Consider the following 25,510-nt stretch of genomic DNA (forward strand, 5'->3'; position numbering starts at 1 on the left):
TGGTGCGCACCCCGGTCAGACAGCCCTTGGCATTCGGTCTGCACCACCCGTTGGCCCACATCTCTTTTCCGGCCCCTGAAACGACGCGACCGCCGCTCCCCCCTGTGGGGAGCGGCGGTCGCGCCGCGTGGCGGCACCCATGTGCCCTTCCTTCTGCGCCTAGCGCCCCTTGCGCAACTGGCGGATGCGCGTATCCACCACCATTTCATTGGGGTACGTCTCGCGCACCGATTCGAACACCCCCAGCGCCTCCGCGTTCCTGCCCTGCTGCTCCAGCGCATCGCCCAGCAGGAACCCGGCCAGCGCCTTCAACTCCTTGTCCGCGCCCGGCATGGCCAGTATCTGCCGCGCCAGGTCCGCCCCGCGCGCAAAATGCTCCATGGCCATCTGCACGTCGGCCAGGTCGTACAGGCATTCGGCGCGCCGGGCCTCCACGGCCTTCAGTTGCAGGCACTGCTGCAGCACGTCCTCCGCAATGCCGAACTCGCGCCGCGAGGCATGAATGCGCGCCAGCCGCCGGTGCGCCCGGGCATTCTCGTCGCCCGGCAGGTCCGGCACCTCCATCAGCTTGCGCCACACGTCCGCCGCCCGGTCCCAACGCCGCGCCGTCTCCAGCAGGCCGCCCAGCCGCACCAGCACCTCGCGGGCCTTGTCACCGTCCATGCCGAACTCGAGGTACATAGCCTCCAGCAACTCCATGGCTGCCTTCTCATCACCCCGCACGTCCTGAGTGATCTGCACCAGCCGCTGCCACGCCTCCCAACGCTCCTCACCCTCCGGGTTCAAACGCAGGTACCGCTCCAGCAGCTTCTCCGCCTCGCCATAGCGCCGCTCGCCCGCCGCCTTGCGCGCATCCGCCATGTCGTCCGGCGGTGCCGCCTTCTCGCAACCAGCTAAAACAACTGTAAGTACCAAAATTAAAGACAAAAGCACGGAGAGGGAGAACCTTTTGAAAAAGGTTCTCCCTCTCCGTGCCTCTCCCTCTCCCAAACTTTTCATTTGGGTGGGTGCGGTTATGACAGAATATTCCCTGCGGTTAGCCTTGCCCATCGACTTCCCGTAATCCCGTCGCTCTTACCATTTCGTACCATTTGAAAAGTTTTGAAGGATGGAGAGGGGGTACGGGGGAGAGGAAGGAAACTTTTGAAAAAGTTTCCTTCCTCTCCCCCGGTTCATCTTTCCTTCTTCTACTCTTCGCCGTCCACCACTTCGCGTTCGTCGATGCGGTCAAAGCCGACCACGAGGGCGCCTTCGTCCAGGCGCACCAGGCGCACGCCCTGGGTGGCGCGGCCCACGCTGCGCACGTCGGTGAGGCCCATGCGCAGGATCTTGTTGGTGGAGGTGAGCAGGACGAGGGCGTCATCGTCGCGCACGGGCATGGCGCCGATGACGTCGCCGGTCTTGGGGGTGACCTTGAAGTTCTTGACCCCCACGCCGCCGCGCGACTGCACGCGGTACAGGTCGGCCTTGGTGCGCTTGCCGAAGCCGTTGGCGGACACGGACATGATCTCGGTGCTTTCGTCCTCTGCGGCCAGGATGACGCAGGCCACCACGCGGTCCTTGCCGCGCAGGGCAATGCCCTTGACCCCGGTGGCGCTGCGGCCCATGGGCCGGACGTCCTCGCACTGGAAGCGGATGGCCATGCCGTCGCCGGTGGTGAGCACGATGTGGCAGTGCTCGTCCACCTCGCGCACCATGATCAGCTCATCCTCGGGGCGCAGGCCCACGGCGATGAGGCCGGTCTTGCGGCACTTGGCGTACAGCGAGGCGCTGGAGCGCTTGACCATGCCGCGCCGGGTCACGAACAGGAAGTACCGGTCCTCGGCGAACTCGCGCACGGTAAGCACGTTGGTGACCAGTTCGTCCTTGTCCAGCTGGACCAGGTTGGCGATGTGCACGCCCTTGGCCGTGCGGCTGCCTTCGGGCACGCGGTGCACCTTGATCTGGTGCATGCGGCCGTGGTTGGTGAACAGCAGCAGGTACTGGTGGTTGGTGGTGGTCAGGAAGTCCTGCACGAAGTCGTCTTCCGAGGTGTGCACCCCGGCGATGCCCTTTCCGCCGCGGCGCTGCTGCTGGTAGTTGTCCAGCGTGGTGCGCTTGATGTAGCCGCGGCGCGACAGGGTGATGACCACGTCCTCGTCGGGGATGAGGTCCTCGATGTCGATGCCGTCCAGTTCTTCTTCCAGCACTTCGGTGCGGCGCTTGGTGGCGAAGGTGTCGCGCAGTTCGCCTATTTCCTCGCGGATGACCGAACGCAGCACTTCGGGGTTTTCCAGCACCGAGCGGAAGAATTCGATCTTCTTGAGCAGCTCGTTGTATTCCTCGATCAACTTTTCGTGTTCGAGGTTGGTCAGGCGCTGCAGGCGCATGTCCAGAATGGCCTGGGCCTGGGCCTCGGACAGGGTGAAGCGGCCCATCAACGCGTCCTTGGCGTCCTGCGGCGTCTTGGACGCGCGGATCAGGGCGACGACCTCGTCGATGTTGTCGAGGGCGATGCGCAGGCCTTCCAGGATGTGGGCGCGCGCCTCTGCCTTGCGCAGGTCGTACCGGGTGCGGCGGATGATAACCTCGCGCCGGTGCTCGAGGAAGATTTCCAGCGCCTGCTTCAGGTTCAGCAGCTGCGGGCGGTTGCCCACCACGGCCAGCATGTTGATGCCGAACGAGCTTTCCAGCGGCGTGTACTTGTACAGCGCATTGACCACGATGTCGGGGATGGTGCCGCGCTTGAGGTCGATGACCACGCGGATGCCCTTGCGGTCCGATTCGTCGCGCAGGTCCGCCACGCCGTCGATCTTGCGTTCGTTGACCAGCGCCGCGATCTTCTCCACCAGGCTCGACTTGTTGAGCGCGAAGGGAATTTCCCTGATGACAATGGCCTGCAGGCCCTTCTTGCGCTCTTCTATCTCCACCTTGCCGCGCACCTTCACGGTGCCGCGCCCGGTGGTGTAGGCGTCGTACAGGCCCTGCCCGGCGTAGACGAAGCCCGCCGTGGGGAAGTCCGGACCCTTCACATGGTCCATCAGGTCTTCCACGGTGCAGCCAGGCTCGTCCACGATGTGCAGCAGCGCGCCGCACAGCTCGCCCAGGTTGTGGGGCGGAATGTTGGTGGCCATGCCCACCGCGATGCCCGACGAACCGTTCAGCAGCAGGTTCGGCACCTTGGTGGGCAGCACCGAAGGTTCGAGCAGGGTGTTGTCGTAGTTGGGCCGGAAGTCCACCGTCTCCTTGTCGATGTCGGCAAGGAATTCGCCCGCCAGGCGGGACATGCGCACTTCGGTGTATCGCATGGCCGCCGCGGCGTCGCCGTCGATGGAGCCGAAGTTGCCCTGCCCGTCCACCAGGGGATCGCGCATGGAAAAGTCCTGCGCCATGCGGACCAGGGCGTCGTACACGGCGGAATCGCCGTGCGGGTGGTACTTACCGATGACGTCACCGACCACGCGCGCCGACTTCTTGGGCGGGCGGGTGTAGCCGTTGCCCAGCTCGTGCTGGGCGAACATGATGCGACGGTGCACCGGTTTCAGGCCGTCGCGCGCATCCGGGATGGCGCGGCCGATGATAACGCTCAGGGAGTACTCGAGGTACGACTTCCTGAGCTCTTTTTCTATGCTGACCTGTTGCGACACTGGTTTGCCTCGCTTCTCAACGGAGGGTGTCCCTCATGGGTGCACCCTTTGGAGAACAGATATTTTTTACGCCTCCGGCGGGCAGGGGGCTTGCCCCCTGCACCCCCATAAGGGGTCAAGGGGGCGCGGCCCCCTTGCGGGGTGCGGGGCAGCGCCCCGCTTTCCCAACAGGCGACTACCGCTAGATATCCAAATCCTGCACGGACAGGGCATTGCGTTCAATGAACTCGCGGCGGGGTTCCACCCGATCGCCCATGAGTTGTTCGAAGGCTTCGCTGGCTTCTTCGGCGTCGTCCACGGTGACGCGGAGCAGGGTGCGGTTTTCCGGGTTCATGGTGGTCACCCACAGCTGTTCCGGGTTCATTTCGCCCAGGCCCTTGTAGCGCTGGATATTGATGCCCTTGCGGGCTTCGTCCAGCACCAGGCGGAACAGGTCGAAGATGTCTTCGGCGTCGCTGGTTTCGCCCTTGCGGTCCACGGTGCAGCGCAGGCTGCCGCAGCGGGTGCGGATGTCGGCAAGGGCGTCCCAGGCCTGGCGGTACATCTTGGAGTGGAAGAACTCTGCGCCCACGCGGGTGCGGTGGCCGTTGGCGTCTTCGAAGACCACGAAGGTACGGCTGTCCTCGTCGGTATCCTCGTGCTCGGCGGACACGGAGTAGCCCCGGTCGTCCAGCCACTGGCGCAGGCCGTTGGGATCTTCTTCGGTGAACCACTGGGGTTCGATGCGGGTTTCGTATTCGATGAAGGCCAGGAACAGTTCACGGGCGATGCCGATGTTTTCAACGTCGCGCACCTTGGCGGACACCAGCTCAATGGCCTTCATGAGCGAGACGATGTCCGGCCCGGTGAAGGCGCAGCCCGATTCGGTGCGGATGGTGATGTCGTTGCTGATGCGTTCCAGCAGGAAGGCGTTCAGCTCCGGATCGTCCTTGATGAACTTTTCGAAGCGGCTGCTGTGCACCCGGTACAGGGGCGGCTGCGCGATGTACAGGTGGCCCCGGTCGATGAGCTCCTGGTACTGCCGGAAGAAAAAGGTCAGCAGCAGGGTGCGGATGTGCGCGCCGTCCACGTCGGCGTCGGTCATGATGACGACCTTGTGGTAGCGCAGCTTGTCGTAGTCGGTGTCGTCCTCGCCGATGCCCGCGCCCATGGCGGTGATGAGGGCCTTCACTTCCTTGTTGGCCAGCATCTTGTCGAAGCGGGTGCGCTCGGTGTTCAGGATCTTGCCGCGCAGCGGCAGGATGGCCTGGGTGGAGGGGTCGCGGCCCTGCTTGGCCGAACCGCCTGCGGAGTCACCTTCCACGATGAACAGTTCCGATTCCGCCGGGTCCTTGGACTGGCAGTCGGCCAGCTTGCCGGGCAGCGAGTTGTCGGACAGGGCGCCCTTGCGGCGCACCAGTTCCTTTGCGCGGCGGGCGGCGTCGCGGGCGCGGGCGGCGTCCACGGCCTTGTCGATGATCAGGCGCGCGTCCTTGGGGTTTTCGCCGAAGTGCACGTTCAGCTTGTCGTACACGATGCCGGCCACCAGCCCCGCGATCTCGCTGTTGCCCAGCTTGGTCTTGGTCTGGCCCTCGAACTGGGGCTGCGGCAGCTTGACGGAAACCACCGAGGTCAGGCCCTCGCGCACGTCGTCGCCGGACAGCACGGTGCCCTTCATCTTCTTGACCAGGTCGGGCTGGCTCTTGATGTAGCCGTTGATGGCGCGGGTGAGCGCCGTCTTGAACCCGGCCAGGTGGGTGCCGCCTTCCTTGGTGCGGATGTTGTTGGCGAAGGTGAGCACGTTTTCCTTGTACCCCGCGTTGTACTGCAACGCGAAGTCCACGGTGACGCCGTCGGTCATGCCTTCCCCGTCGATGATGGGGTGGATGCCGCTTTCGCCGGAGTTCAGATCCCTGACGAACTGGCGGATGCCGCCGTCGGCGCGGAACACGTGGGTTTCCGCGCTGCGCTCGTCGATGAACTCTATTTCCAGCCCCTTGTTCAGGTAGGCCAGCTCCTCGAAGCGCTTGCGCAGCGTCTCGTACGAGAACTGCAGCGTCTCGAAGATCTCCTCGTCCGGCTTGAAATGCACCGTGGTGCCGTGGTTGGCCGATTCACCCAGCAGCTCCAGCGAGCCCTGCACCGCGCCGCGCGCAAAGCGCATGCGGTGGCGCTTGCCGTCGCGGCGCACGGTCACTTCCAGCCACTCGGAAAGGGCGTTCACGCAGCTCACGCCCACGCCGTGCAGCCCGCCCGACACCTTGTAGGCGTCGTTGTCGAACTTGCCGCCCGCATGCAGCTTGGTCATGACGACCTCGACCGCGGGCTTGCCCTCCTTGGGGTGCAGGTCGACCGGGATGCCGCGGCCGTTGTCGCTGACCGTGACGCTGTTGTCGAGGTGCAGCTTGACCACGATGCGCGAGCAGTAGCCCGCCATGGCCTCGTCGATGGAGTTGTCCACCACCTCGTACACAAGGTGATGCAGGCCCCGCGCATCGGTGGAGCCGATGTACATGGCAGGGCGCTTGCGGACGGCAGCCAGACCCTCGAGGATCGTGATGCTGTCTGCGGTATAGGTCTGTCCCGTGGGAGTGGTCATCTTTGGGATCGTCTCCAACTTGTGGATTTTCAACGTTCAAGGCTTGGGGTTGAGGCTTTTTTTACGCCTCCGGCGGGCAGGGGCTGCCGCCCCTGCACCCCGCACAAAGGAATCCGTGAAACCAAAACCTCCCCAGTAAAGGGGGATGCGAGGCCCGCCGGACGCATCCAGGCAATCTCACCCCGACGGCCAACGAAGATACCATAGCGGCACTGCGCGCCAGGGGTTGTTTCCAAATTAGGATTTTCGTTCGTTGGCAAGGAAAACAAGCCTGCCATGAGGGAGTATACTCTTATCGTATTCGACCGAGCCTTAGCCGTTAGGTGAGCTTGCGAACCTTACGGATAAGGACAGCAAAGCTACGGCAGGCGAAGTTTGACGCAGCCAACGGGCGAAAGGACAATTTGGATACAACCCCTACACTTCCTCTTCGCTGTAGTAGGTCTCTTCCACGATCTTCATGGGCATGATGATCACGGTGTATTCGCTGTCGTCGCTGCCGGTAAGCCCGCAGGGGCCTTCGCTGCCGGTCAGGGTCAGGCCCAGCCGTTCGGAGCGGTAGTGGCCCATGATTTCGATCAGGTTGCGGGTGGGGAAGGCGATCTTCTTGATATCGCCGCTGTAGGTGGCTTCCAGGGTTTCGGTGGCCGAGCCCACGTCCTGGCCCTGGGCGGACAGCATCACTTCACCGGCGCCGCCGTTGCCGTCCAGATCGAAGTAGGTGCAGCGGTTGGAGTCGGTATTGAAGATCAGCAGGCGATCCAGGGCGTCCATGGCGTCCTTGCGGGGCAGTTCCAGCCGGGACACGGAATCGGCGGACAGCTTGGCCAGGAAGTTCATGTAGTCGGGGTACTGGTAGTACGACAGCGGCAGGCTGAAGGTTTCCTTGCCGTCGCCGGTGCGGAAGTGCAGGCGCTTTTCGGAGATGTTCAGTTCCACCTCGTCGGTGCCCAGCCACTTCTTCAGTTCGCCCAGGTACTTCTTCTGGATCAGGATGCCTTCGGGCGGCAGCATGGCCATGAGCTCGTCATGGGTGAAGCGCAGCATGGCGAACTGGTGGCCGTTCAGGCCGCAGGCCTCGATGGCGTTCTGCGCGCCGGGCTTCAGGGACAGGCAGGCGATGGCTTCCACCGCGTCCTCGTCGCTGATGCAGAAGGCGATGCGGTCGATGAGTTCCTGCAGGTAGTCGCCGGACCACATCACCGAGCCGTCGGCGGGGAATTCCGAGAAGTTCTGGAACCACACCGAGTCGTTGACCGGCAGCTTGTACTTGCGGCGGCCCTGTTCGATGAGCAGGTTGCCGCTTTCGCCATCCAGCTTGAGGGTGATCTGGCCGCCGGGCAGCTTGCGGAGCAGGTCCACGAAGGCGCGGCCCTGCACGCCCGCCAGGCCGGGCTGTTCGATCTCTGCGGCGTAGGCGCCCCGGAACTCGATGTTCGAGTCGGTGGCCAGCACGCTGAGCGAACCGTTCTCGGCCTTCAGCCAGATGGAACGCAGGTAGGCCGCGCCCGTCTTGGCGGGGATGATGCTGGCGGCCTTCTGCAGGCCTTCGATGACATCTTCCTTCTGGATTCTCAGAAACATATCTGGATCTCCTGTTGTAGTAGCAGGGCCTGTGTCCAGGTGCGCAACTGTTTTAACATGTGGAAATGAATTGGAATTTCCGCGAACATCACAATGCACCGCGTGGGAACCGAAGGAACAGCCGAAAGGGGGTGGGCGCTTATTCGGCCCGAGTTAGGCACTTTCTTTTGAGGTCGGTCACCAAAAGTTGCATATCTTTGTCACTCTGCTGTAATTGCTTGATTTTTCGTACCGCGTACATGGCCGTGGAGTGGTCCTTGCCGCCGAATACCCGGCCCAGGGCCGGAAAGGAACTGCCCAGCAGTTCGCGGCACAGGAACATGGCCACCTGGCGGGCCTGCACGATGTGCTGCTGGCGCTTGTCGCCCACGATGTCCCGCGCCGGGATGCCGAACTGTTCCGCCGTGGCGGCGATGACCGCCTCCGGGGTCAGGCTGTTGCCCTTGCCGCTGTCGGTGTGCCGCAGGATCTGCTCCAGCTCGCGGTCCTGGATGTCGCGGTTGACCAACTGGCGGTAGGCGCCAACCTTGACCAGGATGCCTTGCAGGTGGCGGAATTCGCGGAACCGCTGGGCCAGGGTGAGGGCGTGTTCCTTGGAAAGCTGGATGTTGCGCGAACGGCTTTGGTGCTGGATGAACTTCAGCCGCACGTCAAGGTCGGGTTCGCGCAGTTCGACGATCAGCCCCCATTCCAGGCGCGAGCGCAGCTTGGGCGACAGGAAGTCCAGGTCGGCCAGCTTGCCGGAACAGGCAAAGACCATCTGCTTGCCGTGGTCGTGAAAGTGGTCGAAGGCAAAGGTCAGCTCGTCCTGCAGAAAGGGCTGGTCGCGCAGGCGTTGCAGGTCGTCCACCACCAGCACCTCGTGGGCGCACAGGCGGCTGCGGGCCTGCTGGCGTTCCTGCGCAGCACCGGCCCCGGTGGCCGAAAGGCCTTCGAAGCGGGTGCCCAGTTCGTCCACCGGGCCGCAGAATATGGCGTTTTCATCGCGCGACCGGCTCAGTTCGTTGGCGATGGCGCGAAGAAGGTGCGTCTTGCCGTTGCCGTTGCCGCCGCAGACCACGAAGGGGTTGTACACCCTGTCGTGCGGGTCGCGGCCGTCGCGGGCCACTTCCTTGGCCGAGGCCACGGGAAACTGGTTCTTGCGGTTGCTGAGAAAGGTGTCGAAGGTGAACCGCGCGCCAAAGGGGTAGTCCAGCTGGCGGGCCGTCTTGGGGGCCGGTGCCGCCTGGGGCGAGCCGCCGTTGCCCGAGGAGTAGCGCAGCACGTAGCCGTCGCCCAGAAATTCGCGCAGCCGCGATTCAAAGGTCACCTGCGCCGTGGCCGAAAACCACTGGGCAAAGAACGAATGCGGAAACTGGACCTCCAGCCGCTTGTCGTTGGTGCTCAGGGTGATGGCCAGCGGGTCGTACCACTGGCGCAGATCCTGCTCCTGGCAGGTCTGCTGAAGGTGTTGGCGCAGGGCTTTTTTCAGCACGGGCGGTGGATTGGTCCTGTGTGAACCCGGCCTTGCCGGGCATTGCGGGTGCGGGGAACGCGGGCCCAAGAAGCGGGTGACGGCGCGGTCGTCATCTCCCGGTCCGTGAACGTTGCCTACCGGGCATTGTCTGCCTGGCATTCTCTGGCGGACGCTGCCCTGTCCGCGCCGTCGCAGGGGTTCCCCGAGGGGGCCGGAGCGTCGTGCGGACAGGCAGGGAGGAAGACGGCGAATTGCCGTGGCCCAAGTGCGCATCATTATCATATTCATCGAACCGGAACAAGGCCGGGCGTAGGTCCGGACGTGGAGCGGCGGCAAAAGGGCAGAGCGGCCCGCCGCGCGCGCTCTTTGCGTCGAGTGGGGTGGGCGGCACCGTTGGCGGGCCCGAAATGGTGTCGTGCGCTTTCGCGCGCGGATGCCGGGTGCGGGGCAGGCAAGGCCCGTACGGACGGGCAGGCAGGCGGATAAGGGGGCGATGACTGCGGGGGGGGGGACGTGCCGGCCCGACGTGTTCGCCCCGACGTGTTCGCGGTGACATGTTCGCGCTGACGCGTCCGGCATGATGGGCCTGTGATGCGGGCAGGCCGGTTTTATCGCGCCACGGCGCCCGCAGGGGCCCGGAGCGCCTTGTTCCGCATCTTGGTCCGGACCGGTCCGGTTTCGCGCCGCAGGGGCCGTTTGTGCAACGATGTGCAGAATCCGTCGGTCGTCTGGACAATTCCCCACGGCGCGGCTAGGGTTGGGCCGTTCTTTTCGGTTGGACCCGCCCGCCCGTCGGGGATGCGCCCCCATTGCACTTGTCGTCCACAGCGCGGCAAGGCAGCCCCTTGGACGCTCCCCGTGGCCGCCATGGCCAAACCCCGGGCTGCCGCCCAGTCAGGCCAAGTCAGGTCAAGACAGGCCGAGGCCGGAGCAGGCCCGATCCGGCCAGCCCGAGCGCGCATGCCTTCCCGGTCCTTTTCGCTCCCCGGACCGGACCTGACAGGGCCTGCGCGGCGCGGGGCCGCCCCATCACCAAAGCGCAGACCGTACCGCCATCTTCCGTGCGCCAGGGCCGACACCATGTCGGCACGTTGCAGCCGCCCCGGTTGGTTTCGGGTCTGCCCCAATGCACGAGGTTTCATGCAGTTGCCTTTCGCTAAGCGTTCCGGAATCGTCCTGCTGATCATCCTGCTGCTGGCCGCGGCGCCGTTCGTGATGCGGCGCGGTGAGCAATCCGCAGAAACGGCCGCCGACACCACGGCTGCGGACTGCAACGCCACCGCGCCCGCCGGGCAACTGCCCCCCGAACTGCGGGCAGAAGGCGGTGCGGACGGGCAGGGAGAAGGCCAGCCCGAAGTGGTGCAGGGGGTGGTGTCCACCGGCGACACGGCGGGCAAGATCCTGCAGGAGTGGCTGTCCTCTGTGGACGTGCACACCATGGTCGCGGCCTGCGAAAAGGTCTATTCCCTCGCCAGGCTGCGGGCCGGGCAGCCCTACACCGTGGTGGCCAACGCCAGCGTGGGGGGCATAGAGCGCTTTGAATACGAGATTGACAACTCGCAGAAGCTCATCGTCAGCAAGACCAACGATTCCTTTGCCGCCCGGGTGGAACCCATCCAGTACGACGTGGACGTGGTGCGGGTGGAAGGCACCATCGAATCCAACCTGTTCCAGTCCGTGGCCGACGCGGGCGAATCGCCCACCCTTGCCATCCGCCTGGCTGACATCTTCGGCTGGGAGGTGGACTTCATCCGCGACATCCGCGAGGGCGACAGCTTCACCGTGCTGGTGGAAAAGCGCTTCCGCGACGGGGAATTCAAGGGCTACGGTAGGGTGCTGGCCGCCATCTTCACCAACCAGGACCAGACCCACCGCGCCTACCTGTTCCATGACGACCTGGGCATTCCGCAGTACTACAACCCGGAAGGCGCTTCCATGCGGCGCTCGTTCCTGAAGGCCCCGCTGTCGTTCACCCGCATTTCCAGCGGGTACACCATGACCCGCAAGCACCCCATCTTCAGCGACGTGCGGCCCCACCAGGGCGTGGACTACGCCGCGCCCACCGGTACTCCGGTCAAGGCCGTGGGCAACGGGGTGGTATCCTCCGCCGGGTGGGGCAACGGCTACGGCAACCTGATCATCCTGCGCCACTCCAACGGGTACGAAAGCTACTACGGCCACCTTTCCGGCTTTGCGCGCGGCGTGCGCAAGGGCGCCACGGTGAAGCAGGGCGACGTCATCGGCTACGTGGGGGCCACGGGCTGGGCCACCGGGCCGCACCTGGACTTCCGCCTGAAGAAGGACGGCAAGTTCATCAACCCCACCAAGAACATCAGCCCCCGCTCCGAACCCGTGGCCCGCAAGCTGCTGCCCGACTTCCGCCGCCAGATGGACGCCATCCGCCCGTATCTGGACGGTGAGGGCGACCTTGCCACGCTGGATGTGCAGAAGCTGCCCAACATCTAGATTTTGCTGCACAGATATACGCACACGGCGCGCCGTTCCCTGCGGGGGGCGGCGCGCTTTTGCGTGCCGGGCATGGGAAAGTCATCGGCAAGCCTCCGATGGCGGGTGCCGGACAGATCAGCCGGTGATGGCTCTGGGCGCGGGTGATTGCGGGTGCGAGGCGGGGCGGTGTGCTGCTTATTTTGGAAAGTTATCGGTGCGTGTCGCTTTTGAGCGACTGTGCCCCTCCTTGGTTCCAGATGCTGTTCCCGATGTGCGTTTCGCGTGAAACATGCTGTAAAGACGGGATAAATTGTGAACGCGAACGCCGGAAATCGCCATTTTCGATGGCATGGGCCATGGGCGCGGGGACTGGTTCCTGTCAGGCCCGATGGTGACAGTACATGTGCGCAAGCATGTCACCATGCCGGAATGTCGAACATTTTTTGGGAACATCAGGCGGCGTTCTGCATGCCCGAGACTGCGTGGCAGGAGGCGGCAGGCAGCCCTGCTACCCGCTGACATCCGTGGCCTTGCGGACCAACGGCTTTGTGGAGGGGAACGGGAAGGTCGTCAGGATGGCGAGGAGGAACCGGCGGCGGGTACCCCGGGCAGGGCGCAGGCAAGGTTGCGCTGCGCGGGCAGGCGGAAGGGGGGCCTCAGCACCGGCGCGCCCGTGGCCGTGGCGATGGCCGCCAGCATGCCCCGAAAGATGCGCCCGTGCACCGGAAGCAGGGCATACCAGTAGGCCAGCCCGGCCAGGCCGCGCGGCAGGAACCAGGACTGCATCCACAACTCCGTGGCTGCGGCATCCGTGGTCGTTGCCACGGCATCGCCGCCGTGTTCCGCATCCGGAACCGGGCGCACCACGAATTCCAGCAGGGCATCGCCCGGCACCTTCATTTCGGCCAGCAGCAGCAGGCGCTTGCCGGGCTGCACGTCCAGCACCCGCCAGAAGTCCAGGGCATCGCCCGTGCGCAGGGTTTCCGGGTCGCGCCTGCCGCGCCGCAGCCCCGGCCCCCCGACCAGGGTATCCAGCAGGCCGCGCAGCCGCCACAGGGCGTCGTCCTGATACCAGCCGGTATCGCCGCCGATGCGTTCCACGGGCTTCCACACGGCTTCCGGCGTGGCCGCCAGCCGCACCCCCCAGCCATCGCCCAGCAGGTGCCCGCCCGCGTAGTCTGCGTCTCCGCAGGCCACCCATTCCGGCACGGCGGGGCCGCCCGCGTCGGTCCAGCGGGTGGGCACGGCGTGGGTGCGCAGCCGGTCCAGGGCGAGGCGGACGGCCTCGGCGCAGGGCAGCAGATTCTGCGGGATGACGTCGCGGATGCGCGTTTCACTGCACACCACGCGCTGGCGCAGGCCGTGGATGAGTGGCCGCGCCAGCGCCACCGGCACCGGGGTGACCAGATGCAGCCAGTGGGCGGAGAGTTCCGGCGTCAGCAGCGGCACGGGGATGATCAGCCGTCGGCGCAGTCCCGCCTCGCGGGCGTAGATGTCGAACAGTTCCCGGTAGCTCAGCACGTCCGGCCCGCCTATGTCGTAGGCCTGCCCCGCCGTTTCGGGGTGGTCCAGGCAGCCCGCCAGGTATTCCAGCACGTTGCTGATGGCGATGGGCTGACACTGCATGTGGACCCAGCGGGGGGTGATCATGACCGGCAGGCGGTCCACCAGATAGCGGATGATTTCGAACGAGGCGCTGCCGGAGCCGATGATTTGCGCCGCGCGCAGCACGGTGAGCGGCGCGTCGGCCAGGGCCAGTATCTCGCCCACTTCGGCACGCGAGCGCAGGTGCTCGGACACCCGGCTGGCCCCGTGACCTTGGGTGTCTGTTTCCGGGGGCAGCAGCCCGCTCAGGTAGATGACCCTGGGCAGGGGGTGCTGCGTGCCGCGCAGGGCTTGCAGGGCGCGCACCATGCAGCAGGCGGCCTTGCGGTCGGCATCGGCAAAGGCGGCCACGGCGGGGTTCATGGAATGCACCAGGTAGAACACCGCGTCGCATCCGCGCAGGGCCTCGCGCAGGGACGGCTCGTCCAGAATGTCGCCGCGCACGATGGTGCAGCCGGGGTGTGCCGCCCACGGGCGTCCGGCCAGCTTGGCCGGGTTGCGCGCCAGCGCGCGGACGTTCCAGCCGCGTTCCAGCAGCAGGGGGGCCAGGCGGCCGCCCACGTAGCCCGTGGCCCCGGTAATGAGCACGGTGCCGCGTTTGGGGGATGCGTGGGGTTCGGGCACTGCGCCGGAACGGGCGGCATCGGCATGCTCCGGCACCCGGGATTGGCCCGGTGTGGCTTGCATGGCCGGGGTGGCTGGCATGGCCGAGGCGGCTGGGGCGGTGTCGGCCAATGAATCGGGAGTGGACGTACCCTGCGGGGGTGCGGTGCTTGCGGGCATGGGGCATCCTTGCGGCTGATGGGCGGCTGGTGGGCGGCTGGTGGGCGGGCGGAGTTTTCCCAGTCTGCCCGCATGGTGCCGCAGCCGGGCAGGACTGTCAAAGCCGCGCCGGGCCCGTCTGGTGCACCTGTCGCACCCGGTTTGCCCGTATTGCCCGGCCCGCGCCCGGCCCGCACCCGGCGAACCTGTAGCGCCCGGCACGTCAGGCGGGTCGGGCGGGTCTGTGGCGTCTGGCGCGTTGCCGCTGCCGCCAACCTTGCCTCGTCCCGCCGGTCGTGTCCCTGTTTCCCCGTGCCCTGCCGCAATGAAAAAGGGAGGGAACGCCGTGCGGCATTCCCTCCCTGCGGTGCGTGGGGTGCGCCCATGCGGGCGTGGCGCGGCTATTCGAAGCGGCTCACGCCGGTGATGACCACCATGTCCGCCGGGGCGTCGGTGTGGATGCCCTGGGGCTTGATCTTCAGCTTCTGGATCTTGTCCACGGTGTCCATGCCCTCGATGACCTGGCCGAACACGCAGTAGCCCCAGCCTTCTGCGGTTTCTTCGCTGTGGTCGAGGTCCGCGTTGTCCACGGTGTTGATGAAGAACTGGGCCGCCGCGCTGTGCGGGTCCGCCGTGCGGGCCATGGCGATGGTGCCGCGCAGGTTCTTGAGGCCGTTGTTGGCCTCGTTGCGCACCGGGGCGTTGGTGGGCTTTTCTTCCATGCGCACGGAAAGGCCGCCGCCCTGGATCATGAAGTCCTTGATGACCCGGTGGAAGATGGTGTTCTTGTAGAAGCCCGAATCCACGTAGCTCAAAAAGTTGGCCACGGTGGCGGGGGCCTTTTCGGCATCAAGCTCGATGAGGATATCGCCGGAAGAGGTTTCCAGCAGAATGACGGGATTGCTCATGGGTGTCTCCTGACGGGGAATGTAGCCCCCTCTTTGCCGTCAACCCGCGCGAAACGCAAGGGCCGGGCACTTTCCGGCGCCGTCGGGCGCGGCGGACGGTCGAAAAGAACCGCCCGCGCGTCTTCTTGCCGCTTGCCTGTGTTGTTCCGCATGGCTACACCATGCTATGGTACCGGCAGCATCCGGCATGCAGCGTGCGCCCCAGGTCAATCTCGGATTAATCCCGGATCAATCCCCGATGCGCTCCGGATGCGCTCCGGATGCGCCCCGGATGCCAGTCGGAAGCCTGCCGGGCCCCGCGCACCCCAACGCAGCATCAAACGCAGCACCCAAGGAGCCACACCATGAAGCTCAGCGTATCCAACTCTCGCGGCAAGGATGCCGCCGACCGCGACTGGTTCATCCCCGAGGACGGGCGCAAGCAGCTGACCCAGCTGTTCGCCAAGCTGCCGAACCCCGTGGTGCTCGACGTGTTCACCGACGGCGACGAAAAGAACGCCTTCAACGGCTACACCCGCCGCTTTGCCGAAGACATTTCGCTGCTCGTCGACAAGATTTCCATGCACCACCACGCGCTGGATTCCGAGGAAGCCAAGCGGCGCGACGTTACCCTGTCGCCCACCCTGTTCGTGGGCACCGGCGAGGCGGACCCGGCGCTGGATTACCGCATCCGCTTCACCGGAGCCCCGCTGGGCGAGGAAGGCCGGGCGCTGGTGGAATCCATCTTTCTGGTGTCGCTGCGCCAGTCGGGCCTTACGGAAACCTCGCGACGCATCCTGTCGGAGCTGAAGGAACCGCGCAAACCCCGCGTGTTTTCCTCTCCGGGGTGCCCGTACTGCCCCGGCCAGTTCATGCACGCGGCCAAATGCGCCATCGAGCGCCCCGGCCTGGTGGAGGCGGAATGCGTCAATTCCGACGAATTCCCCGACCTGTCCAAGAAGTACGGCGTGGGCTCGGTGCCGCACACCCAGTACGACGACGCGCACAAGGCCATCGGCCTGATGCCGGAAGAACGCTTCGTGCTGGAACTGGTCACCCTGAAGAGCGCGGACGATCTGATGCGCGAGCACGGCATGGAACCCGGCCACGAAGGGCATGACCATGCCCACGGCGCCCACGGCATGGACCCCGAGGGGCTGGACGTGGTGGAAACCGACATGGTGGTGCTGGGCGCGGGCCCGGCGGGTCTTTCCGCCGCCATCTACGGAGAGCGCAGCGGCATGAAGACCGTGGTGCTGGACAAGTCCGTGGTGGGCGGCCAGGTGACCGTGACCCCGGTGGTGGAAAACTACCCCGGCTTCACCGACATTGCCGGGCTGAAGCTGGTGGAGGTGCTTTCCGCACACGCCCGCCAGTACGCCACCGTGCGCGAGGGCGAAACGGTGCACGAGGTGAAGATCGGCAAGTTCATCGAGGTGTACACCAACCGCGCGGTTTACCTGTGCAAGGCGCTGGTGTTCGCCACCGGGGCGCAGTGGCGCAAGCTGGACGCGCCGGGCGAGGGCCGCTTTTACGGGCGGGGCGTGTCGTACTGCGCCTCGTGCGACGGGTTCATGTACCGGGGCAAGCGGGTGGCCATGATCGGCGGGGGCAATTCCGCGCTGACCGATGCGCTGCACCTGAAGAACCTGGGCGCGGACGTGACCATCATCCACCGGCGCGACAGCTTCCGGGCCGAGAAGGCCCTGCAGGATTCGCTGGAGCGTGAAGGCATCGCCGTGATCTGGGATACCGTGGTGGAAGAGATACTGGGCGACACCGTGGCCCCCGTGCGCGAGGGCGACGGCGGGGACGGCAAGGATGCGGCCCCCGGAACGGCCCCGGCAGAGCCGGATACCGGCGTGGTGCGCGGCATCCGCGTGCGCAACGTGAAGACCGATGCAGTCAGCGAACTTCCCTTCGACGGGGTGTTCGTGGCCATCGGGCACATCCCCAATTCCGAACAGGCGGCGGAGCTTGGCGTGGTGCTGGAAAAGGACGGCTCCATCAAGGTGGACCGGCACATGCGCACCAACATCCCGCGCATCTACGCGGCGGGCGACGTGACCGGCGGCGTGCGCCAGATCGTCACCGCCGTGGGCAGCGGGGCCACGGCGGCGCTGGCCGCGTTCGAGGATACCCAGAATCCGTACTGGAAGAAGAAGGGGGATTGAAGGGGTAAGGGCGTGTGCCCTTTTTGATACGGCTTCTACGTAGACAGTCGTACCCTTTTGACCACGCGCGATCTCGTTATGCCTCCGGCGGGCAAGGGGCCTGCGCTTTGCGGTCGCCATCCGTAAGACTCGCGCGTTGCGCTCGCCTAACGGCTGCCGCTAAGCGATGGCCCCTTGCATCCCCGCGCTCCGGGGGGCGCTGCCCCCCTGGTCCCCCCAGGTTTTCCTGCGCGGCGTCCCTTTGGCGGCAGCTTCCCTCCGGCGCAAAGCGCCTCCGGGTGATCTGCCGCCGGTGACGCCAATACGCACGAATCTCCCGTAGCCTCTATGGCACATGGGTGCCTTAACCTGCGCGCATCCTGCACCGCATTCCTTCCGCCGCCAGCTTCCCTGCGGGGCTGAGCGCCTTCGGGCGATCTGGCGGCGGGAATGCGTATGTGCGCAATGCTCCCGCAGCTCCACCACTCGGGTGCCTTGCCCCCGCCCTCGTTGCGACGCATGTGCCACCGTCAAAGCCCGGCGGCACACGCTTCTTCGCACCCCACGTTTCCTTCGAATGCGGCTTGGATGTCTCAATCGCCACGTTGCCTGCGGCGCGCATCCGCAACGCCGAAGCTTCCGCCTCGCAAGGCATCGGCGGTGTTCTTCGGCTGCGGTCGCGTATCGCCGTGCGCAGGTCGTTCCTGTCGCGATGAAACGAGCGGCAGCGTGGCTGGATACCATGCATATCCAGCCAGACGGATAGGCTTTTCTGCGCATCCCCAACGAGGCGAGCCGCGTAGGGTTCCGGATATTCAAGGAAATAGTGACGTGCGAAGAAGCGTGTGCCGCCGGGCTTTGACGGTGGCACATGCGTCGCAACGGGGGCCAAGGTAAGAATTCCCAAGTGGGATGGAGGCAGCGAGAGATTGGCGCACATCGCATTCCGCCGGACAGATCGCCCGAAGGCGCTTTGGCCGAGGGAAGCTGCCCGGCAGAGAATGCGGTGCAAGATACGGGTGGGTAAAGGCACTCATGTGCCACGGAGGCAATGGGAGATTGGTGCGCATTGGCGTCACCGGCGGCAGATCACCCGGAGGCGCTTTGCGCCGGAGGGAAGCTGCCGTCGATGGGACGCCGCGCATGAAAGCCTGGGGGTCCAGGGGGCGGAGCCACCGGAACGCGGGGGTGCAGGGGGCCGTCGTTACACGGCCCCCTGCCCGCCGGAGGCATAGCGAAATTGGGGGGTAGCAATCGCTCGAGAATGTCTTCGTAGAAGCCGGGTGCAACCGCGCACGCCCCCTTCCACTCCCCGCCAGAGGCATAACGAGATCAAGGGCAATCAACAGGGCTGGCGTGTCTTCGTAGAAACCATTCCAACAGGGCACAGCCCCTTCCCCCACCCCACCTAGTACGGCAGCACCACCCGTCCATACTGCTCGTGCAGCACCTCGGCCATGGCCAGGTAACACGCGCTGGCACCGCACACGATGCCTTCCCACCCGGCGATGGTGCCGATGAGCTCGCTGCCGGTAAAATCGCGGATGGCCAGCAGGGCGAACAGCACGGTCAGCGACAGGAAGATGAACTTCAGCGTGGTCTTGCCCTTCAGGGTGCCCAGGAACATGAAGAAGGTGAACAGCCCCCACATGGCCAGGTAGAAGCCCATGTAGGCGTGCGGGGTGGGTTCGGCCCAGCCCAGCTTGGGCATGACGATCAGCGCCACCAGCGTCAGCCAGAACAGGCCGTACGAGGTGAAGGCGGTGGTGCCGAAGGTGTTGCCCTTCCTGAACTCCATGATGCCCGCGATGACCTGCGCGATGCCGCCGTAGAAGATGCCCATGGCGAGGATCATCGAGCTGATGGGAAAGAAGCCCGCGTTGTGGATGTTCAGCAGGATGGTGGTCATCCCGAAGCCCATGAGCCCGAGCGGGGCCGGGTTGGCCAGTTTGGTCTCCATTGTCTTCCTCGTTGCTGCGGATGGGGTGGGTGCATCGGCGTTGCCGGGCAACTGGCGCGGCGCGCGGGCTGCCGGGTTCCGAGGGCTCGGAGCGGCATGCGGGCGCGGGCCATGACGGAACGCCGACGCGATGGATGCCCGCCTGGCCCAACGATGCTCCGGATGTGCTCCGGACGTGCACGGGATGGGCGCGGCGGTGCGGGCGGCGAACCTGTACCGGTGGAACGACGATGCGATGTGGCGTGGCGCGGCCTGTGGTGGCGGGTTGGCGGTCCGCATCCCGAGGGGCCGCGTGGTCCGGCTGCCGGGCCGGACCCTGCGAGGGGCTATGGCGCGCTTATGCCCGGATGCGGACAAGCACGCAAGATGCACAGGAGTGTGCGCTTTCACGGGTCGGGGTGCGGCATGGCGTGCGGGGCGGCCTCGCCCGGACGCACCGTGGCGGCCTGTGGCGCAGGGCGGTACCGGCGGTGCGGCATGGCCGGCACGTCCCTTCACGCGGGCGGTCCCTTGCCATCCGTTCGCCCGCTGTCCTCCGCCGCGTCTCTGGCTGCCCGTCTGTCTTCCGGTGCTATCCTTCGTGCCCCTCGTGCGGTCTGGCCATGCGCAGCGGGTCCACCGCCGCGTCGAATGCTGCGCCGTCCAGCAACTGCATTTCCAGGCAGGCCTCGCGCAGGGTGATGTCCCGCGCATGGGCACGGTGCGCCGCCTGCGCCGCCCGGTCGTAGCCGACAACGGGCGCAAGGGCGGTGACCAGCATCAGCGAGCGGCCCACGTGGGCGGCAATGCCCGCCCGGTCGGGCTGCATGCCCGCCACGGCATGGTCCGCGAACGAGCGGCACCCGTCGGCCAGCAGGCGCATGGACGTGAGCACGTTGTGGATTATCAGCGGCTTGAAAACGTTCAGCTCGAAATTTCCCTGCGACCCGGCCATGCCCACGGCCACGTCCAGCCCCATGACCTGCACGGCCACCATGGTCAGGGCCTCGCACTGGGTGGGGTTGACCTTGCCGGGCATGATGGACGAGCCGGGCTCGTTCTCGGGCAGGCGCAGTTCACCGATGCCGCAGCGCGGGCCGGACGCCAGCCAGCGCACGTCGTTGGCTATCTTCAGCAGGGCCGTGGCCAGCGCGCGCAGGGCGCCGCTGGTCAGCACCAGCCCGTCGTGGGCGGCCAGCGCGGCAAAGGGGTTGGGCGCGGGCACCAGCGGCAGCCCGGTCATGTCGGCCAGCAGGGCGATGGCGCGCGGGGCAAAGGCGGGATGCGCGTTCAGCCCGGTGCCCACGGCGGTGCCGCCCAGGGCCAGGCGGCACAGATGGGGCATGGCCGCGTCCAGCCCTTCCAGACAGGCGTCCAGTTGGGCGGCCCAGCCGGACATCTCGTCGCCCAGGGTCAGGGGCACGGCGTCCTGCAGGTGGGTGCGGCCTATCTTCACGATGTCCGCGCATGCGGCGGCCTTGGCCCGCAACGCATCGCGCAGGTGGCGCACGCCGGGCAGCAGATCGTCGCGCAGGGCCAGCGCGGCGGCAAGGTGCATGGCCGCCGGAAAGGCGTCGTTGGACGACTGGCAGCGGTTCACGTGGTCATTGGGATGAATGGGGGGATGAATGGGGGGATGGATTGGGGGCTGAACGGGGGGATGGCCACCGGGCGCGGCGGCGTGCGCGGCCTCCGCCAGCAGTTGCGTGGCCCGGTTGGCCAGCACCTCGTTGACGTTCATGTTGGTCTGGGTGCCGCTGCCGGTCTGCCAGACGGAGAGCGGAAAGTGGTCGTCGTGCATGCCTGCCAGCACCTCGTCGGCGGCGCGGGCGATGGCCTCGGCCATATGCGGCAGGCCCGGCTGATTGGGCTGGGACTGTCCGGGCGGGGGCGGAGGAGAGGGCAGCAGGCCAAGGTCGCGGTTGACCAGTGCGGCGGCCTTCTTGATGCGCGCCAGCGCATGCACCACGGCCAGGGGCATGCGGTCAGCCCCGATGCGGAAATTGTCCAGCGAACGCTGGGTCTGCGCGCCCCACAGGCGCCCTTGCTCCACCTCCACAAGGCCCATGCTGTCCCGCTCCAGCCGGTGACCGGGCCGGGCCTCGGGCTGGGCGGCGGTGGGCTGTCCGGGCCGGTGCGGCCCGTTCGCCTGATGGGGCATGTCCGCCTGGTGCGGCGTGCGGGGCAGATGGGGCTGGTCTGGCGTTTGGGGCATGGGGCCTCCGAGGATGTCGCGGGTGCGGGGCGGCGGCGGATGCGATACCCCGTATCTTCCATCCTAGCGCCGCCCGCGCGGCCCTGTCCAGCCGGTGGGAAAATGAGGCCGATGCGTCCCCGATTCGCCTGATCCGCGTGACACGCCTGATCCGCGTGACCCGCCCAATGCGCCAGCTGCGCCGCGTGCAGCAGACCGGCCAGTGCGAACCCGGCGGCGGAAAGGCTTCGCGCATCTGCCGATCCGGCGGGACTACCGATCCGGCGGGACCACCAATCCGGCGGGGCTGCCACTCCTGCGGGTGCGGCGGACCGGGGCGCTCCGGCGGGCCTGGCGGGCTTGCCCCACCCTCAACCCTGCCCGCGCATGCGCATTGCGGTTGCGACTCCGGCAGACTCCCCGCCCCCCTGCGTGCGCCGCACCCGCCGGAGTGCGTATTTTCCCCCATCCGCGCGGTTTCCCCTTGCGGAAATGACCGCATTTGCTTCAATACATACAGTTGCACCGTACCGCAGCCGGGCGCGCACATGCGTTCGGGCGCACGCCGGGGGCCCCGCCTCCCGGCACGGTTGCCCGGCCCGGCGCAGACGCCGGGCCTGTCGTCAGCGATGCCGACTGGCGTCGACTGGCGCCAACTGCGACCTGCCCACGCCACCCGGCCATGCGGATATTCCGGAACGAGGCATCCATGCGCACGGTTTCCGTCACCCTGGTCACCTACACCTACGACGACCACGAACTGGTCCGGGGTCTGCTGTCGTCCGTCACCGGATGGACGGCCATGCCTTCGGCCATCGTGGTCATCGACGACGGCTCGGCGCAGCCCTTCGCGCCGGACTTGCCGGAAGAGGTGACCCAGCGCCTGCCCGCCATAGAGGTGGTGCGCGTGCCGGAAAACCGGGGCAACACCCACGCCCGCGCGCTGGGTGCGGCCCGCGCCACCACCCGGTTCATCCTTTCGGTGGATGCGGACATCCGCTTTCCCGCGCACTGGCTGGCGGTGTGCCTGCCCGCAGCGGCCCGGCCCGGCGTGGGCATGGCGGGCACGGCCATCCGCCCCCGCACCGGCGACGACCTGCTCTCGCGTTACCTGGAGCTTACCTATACCCTCAACCGTGGGGCCGCCGGTTCCGTTCCGTTCCTGCCTGGCGGAGCCTGGCTGGCCCGGCGCGAGGCCTTCGAGGCGGTGGGCGGCTTTTCCGGCTACCAGGAACGCTACGGCCAGGACGCCTACCTTTCGCGCCGCCTGCGCGACAACGGCTATCTGCTGTGGGCCGTGGACGGCGTCGAGGCTTTCGAGGTGCGGCGCATCGGGCGGTTGCAGATGGTGAGCCGGGGCTGGCGCTGGCAGGGGCACCACATGAAGGCCGCGCTGGACGAGGGCCGCCCGCTGGACGAGGTGCTGAACGTGGTGCTGTACTCCATGCGCGAACGCATGCTGCGCTCGCGCGCGGCAGACCCGCGTCTGCTCTATTTCGACCTGCTGTACGCCCTGCACGCCCTGCTCGACACCGTGGCCCATGCGGCCCGGATTGCGGGGCAAACCCCAGCCCAGGCTGGGGGCGAGGGCGCGCGCGCCGCGTTGCGCCATGCGGCGGCGGCCTTCCTGAAGCCCTGGCCTCAACTGTGCGCTGCCCTGTGCGCCGACCTGGCGGAACTGGGGCATGCCCCGCTGCCCACCGACCTTGCCGCCGCGCCCCCCTTCGATCTTGCCGCCGCGCTGTCCTTTGCCGTGGGCAACGATGAACTGGCGGCGGTGTGCCACGGCCTGGGTGACGTGCTGGGCTGATTCCTCCGCTGTGCCTGCCCGTCCTGCCGGTTCTGCCGGTTCTGCCGGTCCTGCCCGTCCTGCCGGTTGCCCCAATGCGGGCCATGCGGCCTGACGGTGGCTGGCGTCGGAACACCGGCGTGATTGGTTCCTGCCTGCCCCGCAGCCCTTGTCCCCACTTTCCGTAATCCCGCAATTCCGCAATCGGAGACATCCATGGGATTCTCGTTCAAGTTGCCCTTCCTTTCCCGCAAGAAGTCCGCCGGGGGTGATCTGCTCGTCGCCGCACCGGAATCGCTGGACGGTGCGTCTTCTGCTGCGTCTGGCGCAGCGTCTGGCGCAGCGTCTGGCAAGGCTGCCGGGTCAAAGTCTGCCGTGTCGGCAGGTGCGCCCGCATCGCCTGCCGCTGGCGGCGCAGGGGCTGCGCCGGGCAAGAAGAAGGGGCTGTCCAGACGCACCCTGCGCATCGTGCTGTGCGTGCTGGCCGGGCTGGTGGTGCTGGGCGGCGCCGCTGGCGGCGGCTGGTGGTGGGTCAAGGCCAACAGCCCCGAAACCGCCGTGGAGCAACTGGTGCTGGCCTTCCGTAATGGCGATGCGGCGGCCTTCGAGCGCCGCGTGGACATGGCCAGGGTGGTGGACCAATTGATGGCGGTGGAACTGAAGGCATCCGGCGTGCAGGGCGCGGCAACCCCGGACGCCCGCGAGACGGCGCAGTTGCGCGAGGTGCTGCGCCAGGCGCTGCTGGCCCTGCCCGTGGGCGCGGCGGGCGAGCGCAAGCGCGAGGACCTGCTGCCACCCGACTTCCGCGAGCAGGTGGGGGCGTTCGTCCCGGTTGTTGCCGAGCGCAACGGCGACAGGGCCGTGGTGTCGGTGCCCGTGAAGAACGAGGCGCTGGAAACCACCTTCGACCTGCGGGTGGAACTGATCGACGGCAAGGACGGCTGGAAGGTGACCGGCCTGGTGGACCCGGACAGCCAGCTGGCCGCCCACGCCGCCGCGCTGGAACGCATCCGCGCCCGCGAACGCGCGGTGGCTGCGGAGGAAAACGCCCGCATAGCCGAACGGCTGGCCGGGCTGGTGCGCCTGGACCGCACCCTGGTGGGCATAGACACCCTGTCCGGGGGGCGCAACTTCAAGACGCTGGTGATACAGGTGACCGGGGCCAACCAGAGCACGCAGACCCTGGGCCGTGTGGTGGTGGACTGTGCGGTGCGGGACGAGGCGGGGCGGGTGCTGCGCAACCTGAAGCTGGTGCGCGGCATGCAGATTAGGCCCGGCGAGGCGTTTGCCGAATCGTGGGTCATCGACCTGGACGAGGCGGAGCCGAAGGATGTCCCGCTGCTGAACGCGGAGCGGCTGACCGGACACTCCACGGTGCGCTCGGTGGTACTGGCCACGGGTGAGGCCATCGTCATCAAGGGTGAATAGAAGGCGTTGAGCCGAATGGCGGTGTTCAGGCACGGTCAGGCGGAAGGGGACAGAAGGGCAGCCAGGCAGGGCGACCGGAGGTGTGGGCCGCATGTGCACGGCGTCCGGGTTGGCGTCTGCCACGCGGGTTGTCTTGCCGGACGTTGATTTCTTCGCTCGGTTCCGGAGCTATTTGCCATGTGGGGCGGCGGCGCAAAGCCTGCCGCCCCGTTTCGTTGCGGGGTGCGTCATTTTTTGCCCTCGTCCACGTGCTCGACGTAGCCCACGCCCTCCATGCCGGGGGCATCGCGCCAGGGCAGGTCTTCGGCCCGCGCGGGCGGCGTCCAGCCGGAATAGATGGCGGGCAGTTTGTCCCGCATGATGGTGAACAGGTAGTCCCGCGCGGCGGTGCCGAAATAGTTGATGTATTTTGACGTATCGTTGGATGGCCAGTAGGTGACGCGCAGAAGCCGGACATCAAGCGGCCCTGAGGGTTGCGGGTTGAGCACCAGCAGGAAGGAACCCAGATCCACGTTTTGTTTGTACAGCAGGATGCGACACCCGAAGAGCCAGTCGCGTGTTCCATTGCCGTCCCAGTCCAGTGATGCCATGAGGGGGATGGTCATACTGACCTGTGCTTGGCCTAGTGGTTTGTCTCTGATGAGTAGCGTGTGGGGTTCTTCAGCTTCGTAACGAGTGCCCAGGGCGGCAAAGCTGGTCTTGCCCGTCGACACGGGCAGAAATGCGGACGGAAAGGCAGTGATATCGGCGCGTTCGAACAGTTCGCGCGCAAAGGATTGCGGTGCGTACTCCCCGGCAGGTATTGCGTCGGCCATTGGGTAACGCCCTTGCGCATCGACGATGCCGGGGCGTTGCAGCCATTGCAGATTTTCCTGCACGAATCCTTTGAAAATATGCGGTTCCGGAGCCACAACGGGCAGCCGCTGCATGGCGGGCAGCGGTTCGGCATGCACCGGAAACCATGCTCCAAGGCAGGCCAGCCACAGGGCGAGCGCCAGCAGCATGGGCCGCGTGCGGCGAGGACGGGGGGGCCGTGCGGCCCCCCGGAGTATGCTATGCAC

The 25,510-nt window shown here is 66.7% G+C and carries 14 protein-coding genes; 4 read left to right on the forward strand and 10 right to left on the reverse strand.

Annotated elements, in window-relative coordinates:
* Positions 1-159: 159 nt before the first annotated feature.
* The 5 genes from K6142_RS14835 to K6142_RS14855 all read right to left on the reverse strand — a co-directional run bounded on the left by K6142_RS14835 (position 160) and on the right by K6142_RS14855 (position 9,262).
* Entirely contained in the window at positions 160-861 is a 702-nt protein-coding gene (locus K6142_RS14835; RefSeq protein WP_223290258.1) for a tetratricopeptide repeat protein, read from the reverse strand.
* A 326-nt stretch (positions 862-1,187) separates the two neighbouring features.
* Entirely contained in the window at positions 1,188-3,626 is a 2,439-nt protein-coding gene (gyrA, locus tag K6142_RS14840; RefSeq protein WP_190244099.1) for a DNA gyrase subunit A, read from the reverse strand.
* 181 nt (positions 3,627-3,807) lie between these two features.
* On the reverse strand, positions 3,808-6,204 hold the full coding sequence (gene gyrB / locus K6142_RS14845; protein ID WP_190244098.1) for a DNA topoisomerase (ATP-hydrolyzing) subunit B: 2,397 nt from the start codon (positions 6,202-6,204) through the stop codon (positions 3,808-3,810).
* A 417-nt stretch (positions 6,205-6,621) separates the two neighbouring features.
* Positions 6,622-7,788, reverse strand: a complete 1,167-nt coding sequence (dnaN, locus tag K6142_RS14850; RefSeq protein WP_190244097.1) for a DNA polymerase III subunit beta — start codon at positions 7,786-7,788, stop codon at positions 6,622-6,624.
* 139 nt (positions 7,789-7,927) lie between these two features.
* Positions 7,928-9,262: a DnaA ATPase domain-containing protein gene (locus K6142_RS14855; RefSeq protein WP_190244096.1), complete on the reverse strand. Its 1,335-nt coding sequence runs from the start codon at positions 9,260-9,262 to the stop codon at positions 7,928-7,930.
* Between the two features lie 1,122 nt (positions 9,263-10,384).
* On the opposite strand from K6142_RS14855, the gene K6142_RS14860 reads away from it, so the two are divergent.
* Entirely contained in the window at positions 10,385-11,710 is a 1,326-nt protein-coding gene (locus K6142_RS14860) for a M23 family metallopeptidase (RefSeq protein ID WP_190244095.1), read from the forward strand.
* Positions 11,711-12,262: 552 nt separating this feature from the next.
* Here K6142_RS14860 and K6142_RS14865 read toward each other — a convergent pair.
* Positions 12,263-14,080, reverse strand: coding sequence for an SDR family oxidoreductase (locus K6142_RS14865; protein WP_190244094.1), 1,818 nt, complete (start codon positions 14,078-14,080; stop codon positions 12,263-12,265).
* 380 nt (positions 14,081-14,460) lie between these two features.
* Positions 14,461-14,967 (reverse strand): peptidylprolyl isomerase, encoded by a 507-nt coding sequence (locus K6142_RS14870; protein WP_190244093.1) that lies wholly within the window; start codon positions 14,965-14,967, stop codon positions 14,461-14,463.
* A gap of 344 nt (positions 14,968-15,311) precedes the next feature.
* Between K6142_RS14870 and K6142_RS14875 the strand changes: the two genes are divergently transcribed.
* Positions 15,312-17,120 carry an FAD-dependent oxidoreductase gene (locus tag K6142_RS14875; protein WP_190244092.1) on the forward strand — a complete coding sequence of 603 codons (1,809 nt, stop codon included), beginning with the start codon at positions 15,312-15,314 and terminating at the stop codon, positions 17,118-17,120.
* Between the two features lie 1,387 nt (positions 17,121-18,507).
* Here the strand turns inward: K6142_RS14875 and K6142_RS14880 are convergent.
* A complete protein-coding gene (locus tag K6142_RS14880; protein ID WP_190244091.1) occupies positions 18,508-19,059 on the reverse strand; it encodes an acetate uptake transporter in 552 nt (183 codons plus the stop codon).
* Positions 19,060-19,630: 571 nt separating this feature from the next.
* A complete protein-coding gene (locus tag K6142_RS14885) occupies positions 19,631-21,253 on the reverse strand; it encodes a class II fumarate hydratase (protein ID WP_190244090.1) in 1,623 nt (540 codons plus the stop codon).
* A gap of 688 nt (positions 21,254-21,941) precedes the next feature.
* Here K6142_RS14885 and K6142_RS14890 point away from each other — a divergent pair.
* Both K6142_RS14890 and K6142_RS14895 read left to right on the forward strand, forming a co-directional pair.
* Positions 21,942-23,042, forward strand: coding sequence for a glycosyltransferase (locus K6142_RS14890; protein ID WP_190244089.1), 1,101 nt, complete (start codon positions 21,942-21,944; stop codon positions 23,040-23,042).
* Between the two features lie 195 nt (positions 23,043-23,237).
* Positions 23,238-24,449, forward strand: a complete 1,212-nt coding sequence (locus K6142_RS14895; protein ID WP_190244088.1) for a hypothetical protein — start codon at positions 23,238-23,240, stop codon at positions 24,447-24,449.
* A 227-nt stretch (positions 24,450-24,676) separates the two neighbouring features.
* Here K6142_RS14895 and K6142_RS14900 read toward each other — a convergent pair whose 3' ends face one another.
* Positions 24,677-25,453: a hypothetical protein gene (locus K6142_RS14900; protein WP_190244087.1), complete on the reverse strand. Its 777-nt coding sequence runs from the start codon at positions 25,451-25,453 to the stop codon at positions 24,677-24,679.
* Positions 25,454-25,510: the final 57 nt, after the last annotated feature.

This window comes from Nitratidesulfovibrio sp. SRB-5 (assembly GCF_019931275.1).
GTDB lineage: Bacteria > Desulfobacterota > Desulfovibrionia > Desulfovibrionales > Desulfovibrionaceae > Cupidesulfovibrio.

Coding starts and splice junctions, on each gene's coding strand:
- K6142_RS14880 (WP_190244091.1), bottom strand. CDS start 19,059: ATGGAGACCAAACTGGCCAACCCGGCCCCGCTCGGGCTCATGGGCTTC.
- K6142_RS14875 (WP_190244092.1), top strand. CDS start 15,312: ATGAAGCTCAGCGTATCCAACTCTCGCGGCAAGGATGCCGCCGACCGC.
- K6142_RS14870 (WP_190244093.1), bottom strand. CDS start 14,967: ATGAGCAATCCCGTCATTCTGCTGGAAACCTCTTCCGGCGATATCCTC.
- K6142_RS14835 (WP_223290258.1), bottom strand. CDS start 861: ATGGCGGATGCGCGCAAGGCGGCGGGCGAGCGGCGCTATGGCGAGGCG.
- K6142_RS14900 (WP_190244087.1), bottom strand. CDS start 25,453: ATGCTGCTGGCGCTCGCCCTGTGGCTGGCCTGCCTTGGAGCATGGTTT.
- K6142_RS14890 (WP_190244089.1), top strand. CDS start 21,942: ATGCGCACGGTTTCCGTCACCCTGGTCACCTACACCTACGACGACCAC.
- K6142_RS14865 (WP_190244094.1), bottom strand. CDS start 14,080: ATGCCCGCAAGCACCGCACCCCCGCAGGGTACGTCCACTCCCGATTCA.
- gyrB (WP_190244098.1), bottom strand. CDS start 6,204: ATGACCACTCCCACGGGACAGACCTATACCGCAGACAGCATCACGATC.
- K6142_RS14860 (WP_190244095.1), top strand. CDS start 10,385: ATGCAGTTGCCTTTCGCTAAGCGTTCCGGAATCGTCCTGCTGATCATC.
- dnaN (WP_190244097.1), bottom strand. CDS start 7,788: ATGTTTCTGAGAATCCAGAAGGAAGATGTCATCGAAGGCCTGCAGAAG.
- K6142_RS14885 (WP_190244090.1), bottom strand. CDS start 21,253: ATGCCCCAAACGCCAGACCAGCCCCATCTGCCCCGCACGCCGCACCAG.
- K6142_RS14895 (WP_190244088.1), top strand. CDS start 23,238: ATGGGATTCTCGTTCAAGTTGCCCTTCCTTTCCCGCAAGAAGTCCGCC.